A 23794-nucleotide genomic window follows, 5' to 3' on the forward strand; every position below is an offset into this window, starting at 1 on the left:
ATAGGAATATTGTGAATCAAATACAAATAAACGAATCATTAATTGTTGTAGATATAGGTACTTCATCTATTAAGACTTCTATTTTTGATTTAAATGGAAAGATATTACCACAATTTTCTGTAGAAATCCCTCACAGTATTACAAGTAAAAATGATGGAACTTCAGAGCAAGATCCAGAACTCTTAAGATCTATAGTTGAAGATTCTATAGATCTTGTCTTAGAAAAATCGCAAGGATTTATTAAGAATATAATAGGAGTAGGTTTTGATTCCATGGCTAGCACTTTAGTTGGAATAGATAAAGATGGAAATGCTATCACTCCGATCTATACTTATGCAGATACTAGGTCAAATAGCCAAGTTGATAAAATCAAAAAAGAATTTAATGAAAAAAGACTTCATCAAGAAACTGGAGCTGCTCAACATACATCATATATTCCATCAAAAATAATATGGATTAAAGAAAATCTTAGTAATTATAAAGATATTGATAAATTTATTGATTTTTCAACATACATATATTCCAAATGGTTTGAAAATAAAAGCTTCAAAGCAAGTTATAGTATCTCTTCTTGGAGCGGATTGTTGGATAGGAATAAATTAGAATGGCACTCAGATCTAATTAAATATTTAGATCTTACAAAAGATAGATTACCTGTTCTAAGTAGATATGACAATTATGAAAAAGGATTAAATAAAATTTACTCAAAAAGATGGAAGAAGTTATCAGAAACTCCATTTTTTTTATCTGTTGGGGATGGCATGGCTGCAACTTTAGGAAGTGGATGTAATAATAGAAAAAAAGTTGCTATAACTATAGGTAGTACTGCGGCAATAAGAATATTGACAAATTCAAAAGTAGAAGAAGTTCCAAAAGGGCTTTGGTGCTATAGGTTACTTGATAATTTTACATTACTAGGTGGATCTTTTTCTGAAGGCGGAAATCTTATCAATTGGGCTAATAAGAATTTAAGGCTTCCTAAATCAGAAAACTTAAATAATCAGCTATTAAGATTAGAGCCAGGTGCACATGGAATTTCAGTATTACCTTTTTTATTAGGTGAAAGAGCATTAGGATGGTCAAATAACTCTAAATCTATAATTTCTGGACTGAAATACTCTAATACATCTACAGAAATACTACAGTCTTTTTTAGAATCCATAAGCTATAGATTATTTTTGGTTTATCAATTGTTAGAAAAATTTATTGATAATGAATCAGAAGTAATAGCAAGTGGGGGTGCAATAAAAAATTTACCTTGGTGGATTCAAACTACATCTGATGTTTTAGGTAAAGAAATAAATATTTCGAAAGATAATCAAGATACTGGAAAAGGTGTTGCAATACTTATACTAAAAGCTTTGGGTCTAATAAATAATTTTGAAGATATTAATACTGAAATAGAAGCAAAATATTATCCAAATCAAAAAAATCACAAAATTCATCAGAAATTCATAGCTTATCATTTAGATCTTTATAATAATTATCAATCCTTTAGTTAGATATATGAATAATTAAGTATAATTTAATTATGGAAGAAAAATTTGATTTAGCCATTATAGGAGGAGGTATAGTAGGCTCAGCTGCAGCTTATTATTCGTCCTTAAAGGGTCTAAAGGTTGTTCTAATTGAAAGAGACTCAGTAGCTAGTCATGCCTCTGGTTTCGCCTATGGAGGCATAACTCCAATGGTGGGTTTGGATGAAAATTCTCCGTACGATAAAATTAGCAAATATTCTTACGAGTTGCATAAAAATCTATCTCAGGAATTACCCGACTTTTCTGGGATTGATTATGGTTATAAAATTTACCCAAATATAGAATTAGCATTAGATGAGGAAGAAGAATCTACTCTAAGGGATATATATAAGGAAAACTCAAATAATTATTCTTGGTGTGATAAGAATGATCTAGAAAAAATTGATAAAAGACTAGGTCCTAAAGTTTTATCTGGTCTTGTATCTAATTATTCATCAGGTGTAGAACCTTACAAAATAACCTTGGCATTAGCGACTGCTGCTGAAAAATTAGGAGCAAAAATAATCAATTCCGAAGTTTTAAAATTTATTCCCTCAGGTTCAAAAATCTATGAATTGAAGTTATCTAATGGTAATAAAATAATTTCTGAGAATACAATTATTGCAGCTGGTCCTTGGAGTATGGATTTTTCTGAATGGTTTGGTATACAGATCCCAATTAAACCATTAAAAGGTCAAATTCTAAGATTGAGAAGTAACGAAGTAATTGACAAGGGATTTCATTGGGGTCCAAATTATGTCACTACAAAGCAGGATGGGTTAATTTGGGCAGGAACAACTGAAGAAGATGAAGGATTTGACGAGAATCCTTCAAATTATGGCCTTAATAATATACTTGAATCTGTTGTTGAGATATTTCCGTTTTTAGAAGAGTCTGAACTTGTACTACAGACAGCCTGTCTAAGACCACTTTCAGTAGATAAATCGCCTATTATTTCTAAATCTGATGTTTATGAAAATTTATTCTTGGCTTCAGGTACTGGAAGACAAGGAATACTTCTAGCTCCAGCAATGGGTAAATTGATCTCAGATATGACATCTAATGAAAAAACAGAAATAGATGTTTCTGCTTTTTCTCATGAAAGGTTCAAAAATTAAGCCATTGATGCGCTGGCCCTATACGCTGTCCTAAGATCCTGCTGTTCAAATTCTAATGGTTTTTCTCCCATTGCAAATTCATAAAGCGCAGCTTTATATATTCCTTCCAATGTATAAATAATTGAAACTGAAATACTAGCACATAAAACTCCAACTATCATACCGAGGGTAGGGCTTACTAATCCAAAAAACCATCCTAAAGCACCACTAGCAAGCAAGGCTAGTATTTGGAAAATACCAAATCCAAAGTTTGCAGCAACTTGGTTACCCCATGTTTGTCTAAACAAACCCGAAGATCTTTTTATTGCAGAAATAGGACCCAGATTTTCTGAAACAACAATTGGGACTACAAAAAATGTCATCATAGCCCAACCAGCTTGTAGAAAACTTGCAAAAATTTCAGTCATGATTTGTCCCATCATTCCTCTGTTTCTACCACTTGATCTTATAGCTGCAAAAATTAATGCCATTATAGTTACTATTATTGACCAAAGGAATATATGGTGAATATGTTTGAATGCGTGACTTAGACCAGAAGATATATTTGGATCACCACCCCTAAGTCTTTCTAGTGCTGCAGAAATTAAAGCTGAGTTAAAAAATACAACAATAAAATTAGCTCCAAAAATTAATATTGCTAAAGGAATTATAGAACCTTGTTCATCTTGATTTTCAGATAAACTGATTCCACCCATAGAAAATATAACTCCTAAAAGTATAATTACAAATAATGCGGCTAGAATCGGAAATAAAACAAGCTCCTTATCTTTTTTTAAGACTTTTACGCATGATTTCATAAGGTGAATAGTGTTTGATATATTACCAAAGAATCCTTGATTTACCAAAATATGCTCCTGATCATAACTAAATTAAACTTAATTATATTATTTTTTTTATGAATTACTCAAGAGTTGCTGTCTGAGCTTTCTTAAGTAAATCCCAATTAATTTCATATCCAAGCCCTGGTTTAGTTGGAGCAGTTACATATCCGTTATCAAAATTAATGTCCTCAATCAAACCAAACATGTTAGCTCCTGTACATGGGAAAAACTCGAAGAATTCACAGTTAGGGACTGCCATTGTTAGGTGAAGATTTGCAACATTATTTAAAGAATTACCTCCATGATGAATCTCGCATTTCATATTAAAACCTTCAGCAAGATGACAGAGTTTTATCATTGGAGTAATACCTCCAGTTACAGGGACATCTCCTCTTAGAAAGTCTGTGGCATATTCTGTGATCCATTCTGCCATGCCATAAAATCTTCCTGGAGCATATTCTGTAGACATTATAGGAATATCTAACTTTTGATGAAGCTTTTTGTAGCTATAAATATCTTCTTCTACTAGTGGGTCTTCATACCAATAAAAATTAAGATCTTCTATCGCTCTTCCTACTCTTACTGAATCTTCATATTGATATGACCACATGGAATCTAACATTAACTTCATATCATCTCCTACTGCTTCTCTTACTGCTTTGCAAATTTCAATATCATACTTGGGTTCACCATGTGGATGAATTTTATGAGCAGTCCAACCCATCTCTTTGAATTTAATGGCTTCTTCTGCATATTCTTCTTTTGTAGCATGATAAGCGGTTGAAGAATAGACAGGTGCAGTTTCCTTATATGTGCCTATAAGCCTATGAATAGGTTGATTAGCTATTTTTCCATTAATATCCCATAAGCAAACATCAATTGCAGCAATTACATAAGTAGAAACAGATCTATTCATTTTCCACATATCTTGCCAAATTGCCCCTATATCCAGCGGATTTCTTCCAACAATTATTGGTTTTATAAATTCAATTAATCCAGGAGCATGGTGATTTGCTCCAACTCTAGAACTTCCTAAAAAGGAATTACCGCTAACACCTTGATCAGTTTCTACTGTAACCACCCCTAGTTGAACAGTACCTCCAAATTGTGTGTGATCATTGGTTTTCCAAGGCTCTGTCGGCCAGTCAAATAATTCTACTTTCACATTAGTAATTTTCATCTCTTCTCCAGTTTAGAAATCTAATTTGAATGTTATGTTATCATACCTGTTGTATGAAAAATTATAAATGGATTGCATTCTTAGCAGTTACTCTATCTTTATTTGTAAGTGTAATGAGTATGGGTGCTATATTAATATCATTAAAAGATATTTCTGAATCATTCAATACTCCTATTCATCAAGTATCTTGGCTTGTAATAGTTCATTTGTTAACTGTTACAGCAATTCTTCTTCCAGCAGGAAATATAGCAGATAGATTTGGTCGAAAAAATATTCATATTTTTGGAATCTTAATTTTTATATTAGGAACAATAATTGGTGTTTTTGCTAATAGCTTTGAAGTATTAATTTTTTCAAGAATAATAATGGCAATTGGATCTGGAATGGGACAATCCGTAGGTGGCGCAATAGTAAGTAGTTTATTTCCTGAATCTGAACGTGGTAAATCCCTAGGAATGATGAGTACTAGTGTTGGTTTAGGTCAAATGTTTGGGCCAGTTTTAGGAGGAGTTTTAGTCTATAATTTTGGATGGGTATACGTATACTTATTTTTATTAATACCTATGATTTTAGCTTTAATATTAGGTTACTTTTTGTTAAGACCGGATAATTTAAGTTCAAATAGAAAAGATGATTATTTTGATTATAAAGGAACTTTATTTGGTGTAAGCTTTATTGTTACTTTGATTGTTGGATTAAAGAATTTATCAATTGAAAATATTTTTTCAAATTATGCTTTTATATTTCTAATTTTATCTATTCCATTTTGCATAGCTTTTATCATTACGGAATTAAGAATCTCAAATCCTATTCTAAATTTCGGATTATTCAAAAAGAAAAATTTTAGTTTAGCAATTAACACCAGACTTTTTGCGTTTATGTCTATGAGTGCGGATATGATTATGATGCCTATATTTTTAACAGGCTTATTAAGTATCAATGAATCAGAGGTAGGATTTATGTTGATTTTTGGAGCTTTAGCTTTTGCAATTTCTGCGCCAATTGGAGGGAGACTTTCTGATCAATTTGGGAGAAAAAAATTTATAATATTAGGCCTTTTAATGCTAATTTTTTCATATGCAATGATTTCTCAATTTAACATAAATTCATCTAAGAAATTTATAACAATATTTCTTGTAATAGGGGGAGTTGGTAAAGGACTTTGGGGATCTCCCAATATGGCTTTGACGTATAGCTCTTTGAGCAAAAATCAATATAGTTTTGTTTCTTCAATAATCAGTTTTATTAGAAATATGGGAAATACTTTGGGTCAAACCTATGCAACAGTAATTCTTTCAGTATTTTTACTCATAGGTGCTAATTATAATGGAGATATTAGTGGCTTAGGCTCTCTTGAGGAAAATTCAATTAATATTTTTCTAAATGCTTGGAAATTTATATATATTTCTTCTATAGTTTTTTTATTGATTTCATTAATTCCTAATATTTTTGTAATGAAGCAAAAACAAATATAATAATATTATGAAATTTTTTTTTATTTCTAGCTTTATATTTCTTATTTTTTTTTCTTGCAATAGTCAGGATACTTTAACCGTTAGTTCATCTGAAATAAAAGGCGAAATATTTACAAAGAATAATGCAGAATTGATTAGAACTTTTGAAAATGATTATTCTTTCTGGAAATCTAAAAATAATAAAGAAATATATGAAGATTTATCATCTAATTTAGGTTTCTTCAATTCATTCCAAGAACTTAGAAAAGCTCAATATAGATCTATGGGTATTGTAACTGATTTATCAGAAATACAATCTCTTATAGATTCAGGAAGCCCTACTTTTCTTGAGGGATGGAGTGAAACTTGTGTTTATTGTAAGCTAAGTGAAGTAGTACTAAATAGCCTAAAAGATGAATATAAAAATGATATAAACTTTGTTGTTGTGGATGTTGCTAATAGATACCTAGAAGATGTAACTCCAACTCTTAAGAAATATGAAATCTTTAGTACACCAACTTATATAATTTTTGATAGATATGGAGATGAAATTTATAGATCTGTAGGTTATTCTGCGCAAAAAGAAAAACTATCAGAGATACTAAGTCAATCTTTACAAAATTAATTATGAAACTCAATTCTCTATTAGAAAAAAATATTACTAGATTGGCTCCTATGGCTGGTGTTTCAAATGAACCATTTAGAATGATATGTTTAGAAAATGGATCAGGATTTGTTACTAGTGAAGAAATTGATTCAGTTTCATTACTTTATAATAAATCAGAAAGAACTAATCTTATTACACAATTTTCCAAATTTGAAAAACCTATTGCAATGCAACTTTTAGGTTGTGATCCTCTATCATTATCAGAATCGTCTAAGATCCTACAAGATTTAGGAGCTAGCATAATTGATATTAATATGGGTTGCCCAGTTCCAAAAATTACTAAAAAAGGTAAAGGTGCTGCTTTAATGAAAGATATAAAGAAAACAGCCATTCTTATAAGAAGTATCAGAAAAGTTACAATAGTCCCTTTGACTGTAAAAATTAGAAGTGGCTGGGATGATAAAAATATTAATGCAGTTGAATTTGCTGAAATGCTTCAATCAGAAGGAGTAGATGGAATTACTGTTCATCCAAGAACCAAATCACAAAGATATGAAGGTAAATCAAAATGGTCAATTATCAAAGATGTTGTTGATAAGGTAAGCATACCAGTAACTGGAAATGGAGATGTAGAGTCTTATGAAACTGCAAAAAAAATGATGAATTTCACTAATTGTAAATCTGTAATGGTTGGTCGTGGAGCAATAGGCAATCCATGGATATTTAATAAAGAATTTAATAACTATGCAACTGAACAAAAAGAATTGTACAAGAAAAAAACAATTATGAAGCATATTGAATTAATGAAGGAGTATTTTCCAAAAAAAAATCTTGATTTAGAAATAAAGAAAAATTTGGCCTACTATACAAAAGGTTTTTATAACTCTAGGGAACTAAGACAAAAAATATTTCAGAATTCTAATGACATTCAAAAAATAATAAGTTTATTTTTTGATTTTTTTGATAAAAATATTGAGGCTAAAACTTTTGAAAAGATTTCAATTTAAGAAAAAAAAATTAAGACCAACTTCTTCAAAGGTTCTTGGAGCTATATTCTCTATCCTAGGTCATAAAAATCTAGAAGGAAAAAAATTTTTAGATTTATATGCTGGAACAGGTGCTGTGGGAATAAAATCTCTTGAACTGGGTGCCTCGCAATGCTCATTTGTTGATATAAATAATAAATTTCTACTAAATATAAAAAAGAAATTAGAAAAATATGGATTTATAGGCAAAGGAAAATTTATAAGGGCAAACTGTGAGAATCAACTCTCTAAGGTGAATGGAAGTTTTGATTTTATTTTTGTTGACCCACCATATAAAGAAGATCCTTTTGAAAACATCATCACTCAAATAGTAAATGTAGGCCTTTCAAATGAAAAAACTGTACTCATTTTAGAGCACTCTTCTAGACAGAATATAGATAAATCAATTAAAATTTTTAATATGCAAGGACAAAAAGAATATGGAGATAGTTGTATTTCAATATTTTCTAGAGAATAAGAGAGAAATAAATGGTAAAAAGTATATATCCTGGAACATTTGATCCAGTAACAAACGGTCATCTAGATATTGTCAGAAGAGCCTCATTGCTTTTTGAAAAAGTTATAGTTTGTGTTTATTCTGGATCATTAAAAAATGTAATTTTTGATATTGATGAAAGAGTGAGTATGTTTAAGGAAACTGTTTCAGAAATAAAAAATGTAGATGTTATTCCATTCAATTCGCTAACTGTTGACTTAGCTAAACAATTAAGAGCTTCAGTTATAATTAGAGGCTTAAGAATCGGAGCAGACTTTGAATATGAACGAGAAATGGCTCTAACTAATCGTGAAATGAATTCTGATATAGATACTGTTTGCTTGATTTCTTCATTGAAATATCAATATGTTAGTTCAAGTAGGGTGAAAGAGATAGCTTCTTTGCAAGGTGATATAAAATCTTTAGTCCCTGAGCACGTGTTTGAACCATTAATGAAAAGAATCAGTAAATCTGCTTAAAATAATACAGAATTTTGCTGTAGGAATGACATAGAATTTACATATTGGGAGGATTTATGAATATTATTGAAGAAATTAAAAATTTAGAAACTATTGTGAATGAATCAAAATCTTTACCTGGAACTTCAAAGGTAATGATAGATAAGTCACGTTCACTAGATATCCTTAGACAAGTTATATCAAATTTGCCTAGTGAACTTGATGAAGCTGGAATGGTTACAAGGCAAAAAGAAGCTATAATTGATCAAGCTAACAAAGAAGCCGAAAGAATAAGAAATTATGCTGACGAAGAAGCTTCTACAATGAGAGAAATAGCAAAGAGAGATGCCTCTAAGATTCTTTCAGATGCTGAGGCAAAAGCTGAGGAAATGATTCAAGAAACCTCTATTGTTGATGGAGCTAATAAAAGATCTGAAGAGATCATAACTGATGCTCAAAAACAATCAGAAAGCATATTAATGAGTGCCCAGCAAGACTCTAGTAAACTACTCGATGAGTCTGAAAAGATAGCAAGAGATAGAAGAGATGGTGCTGATAATTATGCTAAAGAAGTTCTTTATGCATTAGAGGAAAGAATTTCTACAATATTAAGTCAGGTAAGAAGTGGGTTAGATCTATTAGATGATCCTGCTGAAAATATAAGTGTTGAAGAAAATCAATAGTTTAACGACCGTAGTCGTCAGATAATCTTTCTATATCTTCTTCATCTATGTAATCACCAATTTGAACTTCTATTATTTCAAGAGGATCTATTTCTGAAATATTCTCGATACGATGCTTTATTGTTCTTGGCACACTAGCAGATTCCCCTCTGCCAATTTCAAAAATTTGATCTCCAACCGTAACTCTAGCGGTTCCTCTAGCAACAACCCATTCTTCATCTCTATGTTTATGTGTTTGAAGAGAGAGTCTACTACTTGGGTTAATAATAAGTCTTTTAGTTTGATAACCTGGACCTTTACATAAGATTTCATAGCTACCCCAAGGCCTAGTAGATTTTTGCTCTTTTTTATCAAACGAAATATTTACAGGTTTGTTTTCTTGCATTTTCAAATTATATTTTTAAAGAATCATATATCAAAAATCAATAACATCATATATTAATGAAATATCACAAGAGAAAATTACTGCGATTGATATTGAAATAGTTATAAAATTATAAATTATAAATATTTAGAAAAGATTTACATGGAAAATTTATCTGAAGATAGGATTATAAAAGACAGGCTTGAAAAACTTGAAAAATTAAGAATGTTGAAAGTCGACCCTTACCCTAATATATGGGGTAAAGATAGACTCATAATTTCTGATGTGATTTCTTCATATAAGGATGATCATAATACGGCCACTAAAAAATTATATCTTTCAGGAAGAATTACTGCGAAAAGAGCAATGGGTAAGATAATATTCTTTGATATAAAAGATCAATCAGGAAAAATACAACTTCATTATAAAGAAGAAGAATCAGATATTTCAAAAGATTTTTTGGATCTTATAGATATTGGAGATATTGTTGGAGTAGAGGGCAATTTATTTAAGACTAGACGGGGAGAATTGACTCTAAATCTATCTGATCTTACTCTTTTATCAAAATCAATCAGACCTCTACCAGATAAATGGTCAGGATTAAAAGATAATGAAATTAGATATAGGCAAAGGTATCTAGACTTAATTTCTAATGATTCATCATTAGAAATTGCTGTAAAAAGATCCAAGGCAATCTCCTCAGTGCGTAATTTTATGAATGAAAGAGGATTCTTAGAAGTAGAAACTCCTATATTAGTTGATATTCCTGCAGGTGGTAGAGCAATTCCATTTTCAACTTACCATGAGTCTTTAGAAAAAGATTTATTTCTTAGAATTGCTACTGAGCTACACCTAAAAAAATTAATTGTTGGTGGAATTGAAAAAGTATATGAGATAGGAAGATTATTTAGAAATGAAGGTATTGACCATGATCATAATCCAGAATTTACAACAATGGAATCATATGAAGCTTATGAGGATTATAATACAGTCATGAAAATGGTTGAAGATTTAGTTTCTTATGTATCAATCCAAGTAAACGGAACAACGAAAATAAAGGTTTCTGATGATTTAGTTGTAGATTTAGAACCACCTTGGCAAAGATTAGACTTAAGAAAAGCTATCATTGAAAATACTGGTATAGACTTCTTGAAATATAAGGATAACAAGGACTTAGCTGATGAAATGAATAAAAAAGGATATGTTGCTGATGAGAAAGAAGCTTGGGGAATATTGTTGGATAGACTTATCTCTCAAGGGGTTGAGCCAAAATTAATTCACCCAACTTTTCTTGTTGATTATCCTATAGAGATGTCTCCTTTGGCTAAACTTAAACCTGATTCTAAAGACGTAGTAGAAAGATTTGAAGCTTTTGTATTAGGTCATGAATTAGCAAATGCTTTTACAGAATTAAATGACCCCATAGATCAAAGAAATAGATTTATGGAACAAGAAAAACAAAGACAAAATCTTGGAGATGAAGAGGCTGATAGGCTTGATGAAGATTTTTTAGTATCTATAGAGCATGGGATGCCTCCAACAGGTGGATTAGGAATTGGTATTGATAGATTGATTATGCTAATAACAGCTCAAGATCAAATAAGAGAAGTATTATTATTTCCACAATTAAAAACTAAAAAATAATGTTAGATATAAAGAAAATTATAGAAAATAAAGAGCTCTTTTCTAATGGCTTAGCAAATAGAGGATATGATGTTTCTAACTTAGATATATTATTAAAACTTGATATACAAAGAAGAAATTTTATAACAGAGGGAGATGAAAAAAGATCAAAGAAAAATGAAATTTCAAAAAAAATTGGCCTTGAAAAAAGAAAGCCATTAAAAGAAGAAAGCCAAATCATAAAAGATCTTTCTGGAGAATTGAAAAAAATAGAGCAAGAACTCTCAGTTATAAATAAAAAAATAAAAGACATAATGTTAAATATTCCTAATTTACCTAATGCTTATGTACCTATTGGTAAGGATGAAAAATCTAACGTAGAAAAAGATATTATTGGAATTCAAAGAAATGAAAATTATATAAAACCTCATTGGGATATTGGCCCTGAAAAAAATATTTTAGACCTAGAAGCAGGAGCAAATATCTCTGGTGCTAGATTTTTTGTATTTAGAGGAAAAGGAGCAAGACTGCACAGAGCTCTTATGAACTGGATGATGGATGTTCATACAGATGAATTTGGTTATGAAGAAATTGACCCTCCTTACTTAGTAAAACAGGAGACTATGATAGGCTCGGGTAATCTTCCTAAATTTAAGGATAATTTATATAGGGATGATGAAACTGATCTATGGTTAATTCCTACTGCAGAAGTTTCTTTGAACGGCTTACATCAAGGTAAAATCATACCTCCAGATAGTTTGCCTAGAAATTATGTAGCGAGAACTCCAAGTTTTAGAAAAGAGCATACATCTGCAGGAAGAGATATAAGAGGAATTAAGAGAGTTCATCAATTTTATAAAGTTGAGATGTTTAAGTATGTTCACCCAGATGATTCTGAAGAACAATTAGAATCTATGATATCTAATGCAAGAACTTTATGTGATAGATTAGAACTCAGCTCAAAGCTTGTTCAATTATCTACTGGAGATATTGGATTTCAATCTGCTATAACTTATGACATTGAAGTTTGGGCATCCGGATCAAAGGAATGGCTAGAGGTATCATCTATCTCTAATTGTTATGATTTTCAGTCTAGAAGGAATAATACAAGATATAAAGAAACTCAATCATCATCAACAATTTTTCCTCATACATTGAATGGATCAGGTCTAGCTCTGCCTAGGATATGGGTAGCTATTATAGAAAATGGCCAGCAAGAAGATGGAACAATTAAAATTCCTGAAGTTCTGGTCCCATATACAGGATTTAGTTCGATTTAGTCATTTTTTCTGACATATTTAATATTTCCTATACTTTCAAAAGATCTTTGATATTGTAGGGGCCAAGCCTTAATATCTTCTTGAGAATATAAACTCCAATATGGATTCCTTAATAGTTCTCTTCCTAAAAATATTGCGTCAGCTTCATTATTATTTAATATTTCTTCAGCATGATCATTTTCAGTAATTAATCCTACGGTTCCTGTAAGAATTTCAGCTTGAGATTTAATAGATTTCGAAAGTGGTACTTGGTAGCCCTTTTTTAATTCAATTTCTTGATCAAAGTAATTACCTCCTGAAGAGCAATCAATTAGATCAACTCCTGCTTGCTTTAATTTTTTTGATAAAATAACTGAAGATTCTATATCCCAACCATCAGGATGATATTCAGTTACTGATATTCGGGCAAATATTGGAATATTTTTTCCTATTTTTTGCCTTATTTTTTTAGCTATTTCAACACCAAAAGAAGTTCTGTTATCTAAAGAACCTCCATGATTATCTTCTCTAATATTTGAAATCGGAGAAAAAAATTCATGAACCAGATATCCATGAGCAAGATGTAATTCAATACACTTAAATCCAGCTTCAACAGATCTTTCAGCTGCTTTTACAAAGTTTGTTGTAATCTCATTTATTTCTTCACTGGATAATTCACTGGGTATTTGAGATTCTTCATCAAAGGGTATAGAACTAGGTCCTTTCGGAATCCAGCCACCATCTTTAGTTTCAATTCTTCCTCTACCTTGCCAAGGTCTTTTGGTAGAAGCTTTTCTACCTGCATGGGCTAACTGTATTGCTGGGATAGAGTCTTGATCAGAGATAAACTTTGTTATATCTTTTAGCGGTTTTATATGCTCATCTTTCCAAATACCCAAATCCCATGGACTAATTCTTCCTTCAGGTTCAACTGCGGCTGCTTCTGACATAACTAAACCTGCTCCACCTACAGCTCTTGAACCTAGATGTACTAGATGCCAATTATTAGCAAATCCATCATCGCATGAATATTGGCACATAGGGGATACCCAAGACCTATTTTTTATTTCAATCCCTCTTATTTCAATAGGTTCAAAAAGTTTAGACATCAATTTCTCCATTATATTTTTCCATAGCTTTAGTTATACCATTTTCGATTATACTTATGCATGCTTCAGCTGCATTTTCACATGATTTATTGACCAAAGTTATATTTTTTACTTTAGATAATACGTATTTAATTTGATCTTCATTCTCATGCATTTTTCCAATTCCTATTTTTAATCTAAGGAAATTTTCAGTGCCTAAATGATTAATTATTGATTTTAATCCATTATGTCCACCACTACTACCTTTTCTCCTTATTCTTAGCTTTCCTTCTTCTAGATGAATATCATCAGATATGATTATTGTTTTATCCAAGGTAAATTTTTCTTTATTCAAAAGTTCAACTAATGCTAAACCAGAATTATTTACAAATGTAGTTGGATAAATTAAATAAATGCTATAGCCTTTTAGATCTAATCTTATTTCAGTATAATTTTTTTCATTCTTTTGATATTTCTTATAAACTGAAAATTCCTTATGTAAAATATCTAGCATCCACCATGGAACATTATGTCTAGTATCAGAATATTTTTCTCCTGGATTACCAAGCCCCAATATTATCCAGTTATTAATCATTTAATTCCCTTCCTTTAGGAAAGATTTTAGCTGAGATAAATTAATTATTGGTATGTCTTTTTCTTGAGCATCTAATAATTTTGAACCAGGATTTTCTCCTAAAAGAAGGTAATCAGTTTTATTAGAAACTTTGTTCGTAACTTTACCAGAATTTGTCTTTATTATTGTTTCTAAATTGTCTCTTGTTATATCACCAAAACTTCCAGTTATAACAAAAGCTTTATTTAGAAAAATTTCGGTAGATAGCTCATTTTTCTTATTTCCTTTTCCTAAACCAATATTCTTAAACTTCAACACAAGTGAAACATTATTCTCATCACTCACCCATCTAATAAAATTTTCTGCAACAACGGGGCCTATCCCATCAATTTCTAATAAAATTTCTCTTAGGTCTTCTAAATTATTTATTTTTTCACTTAGTTCATTTATGTTATTTATTTTTTTTGAAATCATTTCTGATATCTCAGAACCAACTCCTTCTATACCAAATGATGCTAACAATTTACTGAAACTTTTTTCCTTAGATTTTTCAATACTTAACAAAAGTTTACTTATACTTTTATCTCCAAATCCTTCTAATTCCTTTAGTCTATCTTTATGATTTTTTAATTCATAAATTTCATCTAATGAATTTATGATATTTGCTTTGAATAACAATGAACAAATTTTATTTCCTAAACCCTCTATATCCATACAATTTTTTGAAGCAAAATATTGTAATAATCTTTCAAATTTTTGTTCACATGATGAATTATTACATACTATTGAGGCCTCATCTGGGTCTATAAAAAGGATATTTTCACATGGCGCAGGACAATTTTTAGGGAAAGTAAATTTTTTTGAATATTTATCTCTAACATTATTTTTAGAAACCCCTAGTATTTGAGGTATTACTTCACCTGCTCTTTGTATTTCTATAAGGTCATTTTCTCTAAGATCTTTTCGTTTGATTTCATCTTTGTTATGTAATGTTGCTCTAGATATTTTAACTCCATCAATAATTACAGGATCTAACTCTGCCCATGGGGTTAAGACTCCTGTTCTTCCAACATTAAAATTTATCTTTCTTAATTTAGTTTCTACTACTTCAGGAGGAAATTTAAAAGCTGTAGCCCACCTAGGAATTCTACCTGTACTCCCTAATCTTTTTTGATAATCTACATTATCAATCTTGATAACTATTCCATCTGTACCATAATCTAAACTAGATTTATTTATATTCCAAAAATCTATAAATTTTTTCAATTCGTCAAATGAGTTGATTTTTTTATAATTTTGTTCAGTCCTCATGCCTAATTTCTTTATATGTATTAAAGATTCTAGTTGAGAATGATAAATCTCTTCTCCTATTCCGTTTAGAAGACTATAGAAAAAAACATTTATTGGTCTTTTTGCACTTTCTGAAGGGTCCAATTGTCTTACTGAACCAGATGAAGCATTTCGTGGATTTGAATAAAGACTTAATCCTGCTTTTTCTCTAAGATTATTGAATTCATTGAACTTAGAAATTGGAAAGTATATTTCACCTCTAAGTTCTAATTGATCAATACTGCTTATTCTTAAGGGAATTGATCTAATAGTTTTTACATTATTAGTTATATCTTCTCCTGTTACACCATTACCACGGGTTGAAGCTTGATTCAGCATTCCATTCTCATATTTAACTGAAACTGCTAAACCATCTATCTTAAGTTCACATATTAATGGATATATTTCCTGACCTATTATTTTTTTATTTCTTTCTATCCACTCTCCTAATTCTTCAAAATTAAATACATTTGAAAGACTTAGCATAGGAACAGTATGATCAATTTGAGAAAAACTTTCTGAAGGCAGCCCTCCAACTCTTTGAGTTGGAGATTCTAAGGATACAAATTCTGGATATTTTTTTTCTAATTCAACTAATTCTCGAAATTTTTTATCATAATCAAAATCAGACATTGAAGAATTTTCTTCAACATAGTATTCTACGTTTGCATTCTCTATTTCTTTTCTTAACTCTTCTATTTGTCTTTTTATTTGATTTGAATCCATAAAAAAAAATTATAAATTATTACTAAATTATAGATACTAAGCATGATTTTGGAAGTGTTATAAATGAATAGATTAGAGGTCATTCAAGCTTCTACAAAAAAACTTATTTCTGAATGCTTAGAAATAAGAAGAAAAGTTTTTATTGAGGAGCAAGGAGTTCCTGAGGAAGAAGAACTTGATGACTTAGACTCATCTTTTTTCAATGTTATAGGATTTTTAGACTTAAAACCTGTTGCTACAGGAAGGCTAATGTACATAACAGAAAAAAAAATGAAAATAGGTAGGATGGCAGTCTTGAGAAATTATAGAAAATTAGGATATGGAACAATTATTTTAAGATTTTTAGAAACTGCTGCTTTGAATTTAGGAGCAGAAATAGTTTCTCTAAATTCTCAAGAATATATTAAGAACTTTTATATAAATTCAGGCTATCAAACGAAAGGAGAGATTTTTATTGAAGCTAAAATTCCCCATATAGAAATGTTTAAGAAAATCAAGAATTAGATATTATTCTTTTTCCCATCCAGACTTACTTCCGCATCTGAGGCATCTTCTAGTATTGAAAATATTTTCCCAATCTCCATCAGAAGCTACATAGTCTAAAATACATCTCATAGCCTTATTTATATCAGGTAAATCATATTTTTCTACTGCATCATTCAACATCTCAACTAAATCAGATTGTATTTCAAAAGAAATAGATTTTTTACTTCCTGCCATATTTCCTCCATCATTTTTCTATAATGATAAATAAAATTTATAAGCTTACAATGTTTTCTTCAAATTTTCTATAAAATAACTAAATAAGAAAAAAATATAATCTAATTTTATGGCAGAACTGTTTCCATTTAAAGGCATAAGATATAATCAAAAGATTTCAGGAGATTTATCCTTAAACGTTTGTCCTCCTTTTGATAGTATTTCTTCTACTCTTCAAAGAAAACTTTATGATGTAAGTAATTACAACACAGTTAGGTTAGAACTAGGCTTGAGAGGATTAGATGAAGATCCTTATTTTTCTGCTGCAGAAACTCAGAAAAAATGGATTCAAGATGGTGTATTAATTCAAGATGATTCACCTTCAATATATGTCACAGAAGAAGAATTCTTATATGAAGACAAAATCATAACTAGAAAAGGTTTTATCTGTGCAATTAAAGTTGAAGACTATTCTAAAAGAATAGTTATGCCTCATGAAAAAACTAGAGATAAATGGGTTGAAGATAGATTTAAATTAATGGATGTAGCAAAATCAAATTATAGTCCCTTGCTATGTCTTTATAAGGATGACTCTAGAGAAACCGTAGCAAATTTGGTGAAATCTATTTCAGGTAAAAAGCCTTATATTGATATTGCTCCTGATGGTCTCCAAAAAATAAAAGTTTGGAGAGTAACAGATCGAGGTACAATTTCATTAATTTGTAAAAAATTTATTGATTCAAAAATTTATATTGCTGATGGTCATCATAGATATGAAGCAGGTCTTAGATATTTGTCAAATATTCGATCTAAAAGAGAAATCAATTCAGATGAATCAATTAACTATAGAATGATTCAGCTAATATCCATGAATGAGCCAGGATTGATTACAAGATCTTATCATAGGTACTTGAGAATGAATTCTGATGATCTTACGGATCTAGAAAAAAAAATTACTCTTAACAAAAATATTCAATCTATTAGTAAATCAAATATTAAAATTCATGAAAATTTTGTTAATGAATTTTATGAAAATGTTTGCGAGGAAAAGAATTTTAATTATATTCATTTTGGAATAATAATAAAGAATGCTAATGAGATTCGAACTTATAAATATACAGAAAATAATCTTTCACAAATAAATGATTATACATTTATCCATGAAAATTTTATGCCCCAAAATTTTAAGTCCAATTATGAAGAAAATATAATGTTTGAGACAGATCTCAAAGAGATAAACAATTTACTTCGATCTGATGGTAATTATGCAATACTAATGATGAGACCAATCCCAATGAATAGTTTTTTATCTGCTGTAAATTCTGGTGAAAGACTGCCTCCAAAAGTTACTAATTTTTTACCCAAGCCACCTGCTGGTCTAGTATTTCAAAGTCTAGAAGGTAAAATTTAATTTTGTATTATTTGATACTATCCAATCGTTTCATACATACATTTACTAATGTAATCGATGTTTTTACTTGTAATCCCGGCAACATTAATTCTTCCAGACTCGACAATGTAAATTGAGTAATCACTCTTAAGCTTTTTTACTTGTTCACTATTTATTCCACTAAAACTAAACATTCCTTTTTGATCTACAATAAAAGAAAAGTCTTTCTTACATCCAAGGTTTTTAAGATTAGAATCTAGAGATGATCTCATCTTCTTTATTCTTTCTCTCAATATTGTTAAGTCTTTGATCCATAATTTTCTTAATTCATTATCCTTGAGTATAATCTTTACAATTTCTGAACCGTGTGCTGGTGGATTTGAATATATTGTTCTAGCTGTTTTCTTTAGTTGACTAAGGATATTTAAAGACTTATTTTTATCTCTACTTTTGTAGATTAAACATCCTACTCTTTCACTGTATAAACCAAAATTTTTTGAGTAGCTAGAGCAAATAAATACATCATCTAACTCTTCAGATAATATCCTTACTCCCATAGCATCCTCTTCTATTCCATCACCCAGACCTTGGTAAGCAAAATCACAAATCGTTATAATTTTCTTTTTTTTCAGCAACAAAGATAACTCTTTCCATTGATCGAGACTTAAGTCACAACCAGTAGGATTATGACAACATCCATGAAGAACAATAATATCTCCTTCAGGAATTTTATTTATATTGGTAATCATAAGTTGAAAGTCAATTTTATTAGTACTTTTATCAAAGTAATCATAAGTATTTGAGTTAAAACCTGAAGACTCAAAAATAGGCTTATGATTAGCCCAAGTAGGATTACTAAACCAAATTGTTGAATCTTTAGAAAAAAGATGTAAAAATTCAGAAACTAGCTTGAGTGCCCCTGTTCCTCCAGGAGTATTTAATGCAATGGGAAAAATATCATTTTCTTCTAAAATTTCTTTCCCTACTATCATTTCAATAGATTTATCAAGAAACTCTTTATCTCCATCAATAGGTTTATAAGTTTTTGATAAATCCATATCAAGAATAATCTTTTCTGCTTCTAGTACTGATTCAAATGTACTAGTTCTACCATTATCATCTTGATACACGCCAACGGCCAAGTTAACCTTATTAGGATTTGAATCATTAGTATATTCTTCAGACAACCCTAGAATTGGATCTTTTGGTGCTTCATTTACATCATTAAAAAACATTTTATCTAAGTAATAGTGTTTATCTAATAAATTTTACTGGTCATCGTTGGATTGCTCTTGAGAAGATTCATCTGGTACTCCTTCGGAAGATTCATCTCCTGTTCCTTCTTCACCATCTTCTGAGTCTCCGGATAATGCTGCCATTTCCTCCTCAGTAACCTGAACTCTAGGTGGTTGAATCCATGCAATTTGAGATTCTGGATCTGAAGTTAGTTCAGCTCCTTTAGGAATATTTAGGTCTTTTGCATAAACATAGGTTTCTAAGTCTACTAATATTGAACAATCAGCTTCCAAAATTGATGGAATTTCAAGAGGTTTAGCTAAAATCGTCACTTCATAAGTACCTTGAGTTACAACCCCTGCGCCACCCCTGGTACCAGGAGCATCTTCTTGATTTACAAGAGAAACCGGCACTTGAACTTCTATTGCTTTTTCCATGTCAACTCTCAAGAAATCAACATGAATTAATTTATCAGTTACAGGATGTGTAGATATATTTCTAACCAATGTATATGTTTCATCTTTACCTTCTACAGATATTTTTAGTGGAGTTGTAAAACCAACTTCCTTGAGAGTCTTATACAGAATATCCTCTTCAACTTGTAGGCTAATTGATTCGCCAAGTCCATACATATTTATTGGAATAATTCCAGATTTTCTTAGGGAATTATTTTTCTTTCCAAATATATTTCTATTTTGAGTTTCTAATTTTACTTCTGCCATTTTTATTCCAATATCTTTTTAATTGATCTAGCTTTAAGTATAAGACATCTTATCTATTTTAGATGTTTTTATGGTGCAATTTAAATCAAAAACGATGTATTAATAGTCATTTATGCTAGTATTAAGAGTATGTTAATACCAATGAAGATAGATTATGCACTTAGGTTGTTAGTATATTTATCCATTAATAAAGATAAAGGCCTAATTAAAACAGAGGAAGTATCTAAAGATCAGGGAATTCCAATAAAGTTTTTGCAAAGAATAGCTAACGATCTTCAAAAATCTGGAGTAATTTCCTCTACTAGAGGTCCTCATGGTGGTCATGAAATTATAGTTGATCCAAAAAACCTATATGTATCTGAGATAATTAAAATTTTAGACTACACACTTTCCCCAGTTGATTGCCTTGATGATTTAGATATTTGTATTCATACCAGTTCTTGCAGTCAAAGAGAGCTATGGAAAGATGTTGAAAATGTTCTAATTGATCATCTTAGTAAAATATCTATTTTTGAATTATCTAACAGACAAAGCATTCTTAACCAAGAAGTAAAATTCAACTAGTACATATTACTCTTTGGTTCATCTGATCCCATGATATCGCCTAACATTGATAGAGGAGACGCTGCTTGTACCCCAGCATCTACAGGTAATACAACTCCAGTTACCCACTTAGCTTCATCACTAGCTAGATAAACAACTGCCCAACCTACATCCCACGCCGTACCCTCAGTCCCCAGGGGGCCAGCCTTTTTTCTTAATTCTCTCCAATTTTCTTCCATTTTCTTAAATCTATTTGGAAAGGCTCCATAAACATGACCAGGAGCAACGCAATTTACTCTAATATTTTGCCTACCGTGGTGAACTGCCATTATTCGAGATAAATGAGAAATAGCTGCTTTAGAAATAGAATAAGGAACATTTCTAGTTGACCCAGCCTGAGTACCGTCAATGGATGAAACATTAATAATAGAACCACCCCCAGATTTTTCCATTGCCGGAATAGCATATTTTGATCCCATCACAGCACTTTTCATGTTTAGATCAATTGATCTGTGCCAATCCTCTTCTTCAATTTCAGTAACCATACCACCACCGGGTCCACCAACATTATTAAATAAAATATCTAATTTTCCAAATTGTTTTACGGACTCTTTTATCATCGCTTCACAATCTTTTTCAGAAGTGACATCTCCTATAAATATTTTTCCTATTCCGCCCTCTTTTTCAATAGAATTAAGAGTTTCTTCTGCTCTATCAATATCAATGTCACTTAGTAATACTTTTGCACCTTCTTTAGCCATTAATATAGCTGCTGCTTGTCCAGTTCCAGCTATTTCTCCTCTAGTTCCAGCACCCGTAACTATAGCTACTTTATTTTCTAGCCTTTGTCCTGACGGCATCTCAGTCTCCTATATATCAATTTTCTTATATTATTCATTTATACATATATATGATTTTTTTTGCATGAAAAATCAATATAAATCTTTTCTTTTTATATATATAATGTAAATATGAATATACTAAGTATAAATTTAAATCTTTGTTGTTGGAGAGCTATCGAACTCTAATTAAAATTATTTTAATATTGTTCGAAACCCCAAATTTTAGGGGTTTTTTTGTTTAAACGAAATTTTGGAGTAAATTATGGCCATCACTCAATTAAATCCTTCTCAAGTTGAAAGATACAGTAGGCATCTTATAATGCCTAATGTAGGTAGTAAGGGGCAAAGAGCACTAATTGATTCAAAGGTATTGATTATTGGTGCAGGAGGTTTAGGATCACCTGTTGCACTTTATCTTGCTCTGGCAGGTGTTGGTAATATTGGAATTGTTGATTTTGATGTTGTAGATACATCTAATCTACAAAGACAAATCTTGCATACTGATGCAGATGTAGGTAAGAGAAAAGTAGAGTCTGCTAAAGAAACCTTAATTGCTCATAATCCTGATGTTAATGTCACTATACATGAAGAACCTATAAATTCTTATAATGCATTCGAAATAATGGAAAACTACGACATAATCATAAATGGGGCAGATAATTTTGCTACTAGATATTTAGCAAATGATGCAGCATTCCTACTAAATAAACCTTTAGTTGATGGAGCTATTTTAATATTCGATGGACAAGCTACAACTTATATACCTGGCAATGGATGTTACAGATGTATATTTCCTGATCCCCCACCTCCAGGCGAAGTACCGAGCTGCGCAGAAGCTGGGGTCATTGGAGCACTTCCGGGATTAGTTGGCTCTATCCAAGCCTTGGAAACAATAAAAATTATTCTAGGAGTAGGTGAATCTCTTTCAGGAAGAATGTTATTAATAGAAGCATTGAGTATGGAATTTAGAGAGATTAAAGTTAGGAAAAATCCAAATTGTAAACTATGTGGTGAAAATCCAGAAGTTAAAGAATTAATTGATTATGAAATTTTCTGTGGAGTTCCAGTAAGTTAATTTGAATGAGTACAAAATTAAGTATTGAAAAATTTAATACAGGTACATTAAGTAATATAGGTAAAACTAGCTTGATAGATCTTTCTTCACTAAGTGAAAATATTTCTGTGAAAATTTATGCTAAATTAGAAGGAGAAAATCCGACAGGGTCTATTAAAGATAGGGTAGCTAGATGTCTAATTTTTGATGCTGAAAAAAATAATAAATTAAGTCCTGGGCAGACTATAATTGAACCAACATCAGGAAATACAGGCATTGCTCTTGCTATGATATCCAAAATTAGAGGCTATAAAATGATAGCTGTAATGCCAGATTCAGTAAGTACAGAAAGAGTAGCTTTACTAAAATCTTTTGGGGCAAAAATTATTTTTTCTGAGGGAAAAGATGGTACAAATGGTTCTATAAAATTAGCTCAAAAAATTGCATCTGAAAATCCTGATTTCTTTATGCCATTTCAATATGGTAATCAAGCGAGTATAAAAGCACATTATTACACAACGGGTCCAGAGATACTTGATCAAATGCCAAATATTACTCATTTTGTAGCAGGCCTTGGGACTGGAGGTACGTTAATGGGAGTCGGTAAAAGGGCCAAGGAATTTAATGAATCTATAAAAATCATAGCAACTGCTCCTCATCCAGATGATGTTGTTCAAGGACTACGTTCAATTGAACACGGCTATATACCTCCAATACTTGATCTTGATAAAATTGATGGCAGAATTATGGTAGAAGCTGAAGAATCTTTTTATTGGACAAAAAAAGTTATGGAAACTCATGGTTTATTTGTCGGAGTTTCGTCTGGAGCAACCTTAGCTACATGTATAAAAATGTCTAGAAGATTAAAAAATTCAGTAATAGTAACTATTTTTGCTGATGGAGGATGGAAATATCTTTCTAGTGGGATTTATGAGAAGGAATTTTCAGAAATATCAAAAGATATTGACGGAAAAGTTTGGTGGTAG

At 30.7% G+C, this 23794-nt stretch carries 25 protein-coding genes; 15 read left to right on the forward strand and 10 right to left on the reverse strand.

Annotated elements, in window-relative coordinates:
- The first annotated feature begins 11 nt into the window (after window positions 1-11).
- Entirely contained in the window at window positions 12-1502 is a 1491-nt protein-coding gene (locus MK083_04290; GenBank protein ID MCH2673672.1) for a gluconokinase, read from the forward strand.
- A 29-nt stretch (window positions 1503-1531) separates the two neighbouring features.
- Window positions 1532-2635 (forward strand): FAD-binding oxidoreductase, encoded by a 1104-nt coding sequence (locus MK083_04295; protein MCH2673673.1) that lies wholly within the window; start codon window positions 1532-1534, stop codon window positions 2633-2635.
- On the opposite strand, the gene MK083_04300 is transcribed toward MK083_04295, so the two are convergent.
- The gene (locus tag MK083_04300) at window positions 2632-3480 is read right to left on the reverse strand and encodes a DUF6159 family protein (GenBank protein MCH2673674.1); all 849 of its coding nucleotides are present in this window, start codon (window positions 3478-3480) and stop codon (window positions 2632-2634) included. The genes MK083_04295 and MK083_04300 overlap by 4 nt on opposite strands.
- 55 nt (window positions 3481-3535) lie before the next feature.
- Window positions 3536-4636 carry a mandelate racemase gene (locus MK083_04305; GenBank protein ID MCH2673675.1) on the reverse strand — a complete coding sequence of 367 codons (1101 nt, stop codon included), beginning with the start codon at window positions 4634-4636 and terminating at the stop codon, window positions 3536-3538.
- Window positions 4637-4689: 53 nt separating this feature from the next.
- Between MK083_04305 and MK083_04310 the strand changes: the two genes are divergently transcribed.
- The 6 genes from MK083_04310 to MK083_04335 are packed head-to-tail and all read left to right on the forward strand — an operon-like array spanning window position 4690 to window position 9359.
- Window positions 4690-6111, forward strand: coding sequence for an MFS transporter (locus MK083_04310; GenBank protein ID MCH2673676.1), 1422 nt, complete (start codon window positions 4690-4692; stop codon window positions 6109-6111).
- A 7-nt stretch (window positions 6112-6118) separates the two neighbouring features.
- Entirely contained in the window at window positions 6119-6715 is a 597-nt protein-coding gene (locus MK083_04315; GenBank protein MCH2673677.1) for a thioredoxin family protein, read from the forward strand.
- A 2-nt stretch (window positions 6716-6717) separates the two neighbouring features.
- Entirely contained in the window at window positions 6718-7704 is a 987-nt protein-coding gene (gene dusB / locus MK083_04320) for a tRNA dihydrouridine synthase DusB (GenBank protein MCH2673678.1), read from the forward strand.
- On the forward strand, window positions 7685-8200 hold the full coding sequence (locus MK083_04325) for an RsmD family RNA methyltransferase (GenBank protein MCH2673679.1): 516 nt from the start codon (window positions 7685-7687) through the stop codon (window positions 8198-8200). The genes dusB and MK083_04325 overlap by 20 nt, the downstream gene beginning before the upstream one ends.
- Window positions 8201-8211: 11 nt before the next feature.
- Window positions 8212-8697 (forward strand): pantetheine-phosphate adenylyltransferase, encoded by a 486-nt coding sequence (gene coaD / locus MK083_04330; protein ID MCH2673680.1) that lies wholly within the window; start codon window positions 8212-8214, stop codon window positions 8695-8697.
- Between the two features lie 56 nt (window positions 8698-8753).
- Window positions 8754-9359 carry a hypothetical protein gene (locus MK083_04335; protein MCH2673681.1) on the forward strand — a complete coding sequence of 202 codons (606 nt, stop codon included), beginning with the start codon at window positions 8754-8756 and terminating at the stop codon, window positions 9357-9359.
- A gap of 1 nt (window position 9360) precedes the next feature.
- Here the strand turns inward: MK083_04335 and MK083_04340 are convergent, their stop codons facing one another.
- Window positions 9361-9744, reverse strand: coding sequence for a phosphomannose isomerase type II C-terminal cupin domain (locus MK083_04340; GenBank protein MCH2673682.1), 384 nt, complete (start codon window positions 9742-9744; stop codon window positions 9361-9363).
- A gap of 141 nt (window positions 9745-9885) precedes the next feature.
- On the opposite strand from MK083_04340, the gene lysS reads away from it, so the two are divergent.
- Window positions 9886-11367: a lysine--tRNA ligase gene (gene lysS, locus MK083_04345; GenBank protein MCH2673683.1), complete on the forward strand. Its 1482-nt coding sequence runs from the start codon at window positions 9886-9888 to the stop codon at window positions 11365-11367.
- Window positions 11367-12626, forward strand: coding sequence for a serine--tRNA ligase (gene serS, locus MK083_04350; protein ID MCH2673684.1), 1260 nt, complete (start codon window positions 11367-11369; stop codon window positions 12624-12626). Before lysS ends, serS begins: the two co-directional genes overlap by 1 nt.
- On the opposite strand, the gene MK083_04355 is transcribed toward serS, so the two are convergent.
- From MK083_04355 to ligA, 3 genes are read right to left on the reverse strand one after another with little or no spacing between them, the layout of a single operon-like run.
- The gene (locus tag MK083_04355; protein MCH2673685.1) at window positions 12623-13714 is read right to left on the reverse strand and encodes an NADH:flavin oxidoreductase/NADH oxidase; all 1092 of its coding nucleotides are present in this window, start codon (window positions 13712-13714) and stop codon (window positions 12623-12625) included. The genes serS and MK083_04355 overlap by 4 nt on opposite strands.
- The gene (gene pth, locus MK083_04360) at window positions 13707-14288 is read right to left on the reverse strand and encodes an aminoacyl-tRNA hydrolase (GenBank protein MCH2673686.1); all 582 of its coding nucleotides are present in this window, start codon (window positions 14286-14288) and stop codon (window positions 13707-13709) included. Before pth ends, MK083_04355 begins: the two co-directional genes overlap by 8 nt.
- A complete protein-coding gene (gene ligA / locus MK083_04365) occupies window positions 14289-16322 on the reverse strand; it encodes an NAD-dependent DNA ligase LigA (protein ID MCH2673687.1) in 2034 nt (677 codons plus the stop codon). It abuts the gene before it with no gap.
- Window positions 16323-16385: 63 nt separating this feature from the next.
- On the opposite strand from ligA, the gene MK083_04370 reads away from it, so the two are divergent.
- On the forward strand, window positions 16386-16826 hold the full coding sequence (locus MK083_04370) for a GNAT family N-acetyltransferase (protein ID MCH2673688.1): 441 nt from the start codon (window positions 16386-16388) through the stop codon (window positions 16824-16826).
- Between the two features lie 3 nt (window positions 16827-16829).
- Here the strand turns inward: MK083_04370 and MK083_04375 are convergent, their stop codons facing one another.
- Window positions 16830-17042 (reverse strand): hypothetical protein, encoded by a 213-nt coding sequence (locus MK083_04375; GenBank protein ID MCH2673689.1) that lies wholly within the window; start codon window positions 17040-17042, stop codon window positions 16830-16832.
- Between the two features lie 109 nt (window positions 17043-17151).
- Between MK083_04375 and MK083_04380 the strand changes: the two genes are divergently transcribed.
- Window positions 17152-18432 carry a DUF1015 domain-containing protein gene (locus MK083_04380; protein MCH2673690.1) on the forward strand — a complete coding sequence of 427 codons (1281 nt, stop codon included), beginning with the start codon at window positions 17152-17154 and terminating at the stop codon, window positions 18430-18432.
- A gap of 17 nt (window positions 18433-18449) precedes the next feature.
- On the opposite strand, the gene MK083_04385 is transcribed toward MK083_04380, so the two are convergent.
- Complete coding sequence (locus MK083_04385; protein ID MCH2673691.1) at window positions 18450-19646, reverse strand: aspartate/tyrosine/aromatic aminotransferase; 1197 nt, start codon at window positions 19644-19646, stop codon at window positions 18450-18452.
- 33 nt (window positions 19647-19679) lie between these two features.
- Complete coding sequence (locus tag MK083_04390; GenBank protein ID MCH2673692.1) at window positions 19680-20369, reverse strand: 50S ribosomal protein L25; 690 nt, start codon at window positions 20367-20369, stop codon at window positions 19680-19682.
- A 141-nt stretch (window positions 20370-20510) separates the two neighbouring features.
- Here MK083_04390 and MK083_04395 point away from each other — a divergent pair, with 141 nt between their 5' ends.
- Window positions 20511-20933, forward strand: a complete 423-nt coding sequence (locus MK083_04395; GenBank protein MCH2673693.1) for an Rrf2 family transcriptional regulator — start codon at window positions 20511-20513, stop codon at window positions 20931-20933.
- Here the strand turns inward: MK083_04395 and MK083_04400 are convergent.
- Complete coding sequence (locus MK083_04400; GenBank protein ID MCH2673694.1) at window positions 20930-21772, reverse strand: SDR family oxidoreductase; 843 nt, start codon at window positions 21770-21772, stop codon at window positions 20930-20932. The two genes, MK083_04395 and MK083_04400, sit on opposite strands and share 4 nt — an antisense overlap.
- Before the next feature lie 244 nt (window positions 21773-22016).
- Between MK083_04400 and moeB the strand changes: the two genes are divergently transcribed.
- On the forward strand, window positions 22017-22829 hold the full coding sequence (moeB, locus tag MK083_04405) for a molybdopterin-synthase adenylyltransferase MoeB (protein ID MCH2673695.1): 813 nt from the start codon (window positions 22017-22019) through the stop codon (window positions 22827-22829).
- Between the two features lie 5 nt (window positions 22830-22834).
- Window positions 22835-23794 carry a pyridoxal-phosphate dependent enzyme gene (locus MK083_04410; GenBank protein MCH2673696.1) on the forward strand — a complete coding sequence of 320 codons (960 nt, stop codon included), beginning with the start codon at window positions 22835-22837 and terminating at the stop codon, window positions 23792-23794.

It is taken from the genome of Dehalococcoidia bacterium (assembly GCA_022451965.1).
Classification (GTDB): domain Bacteria; phylum Chloroflexota; class Dehalococcoidia; order Lucifugimonadales; family Lucifugimonadaceae; genus TMED-70.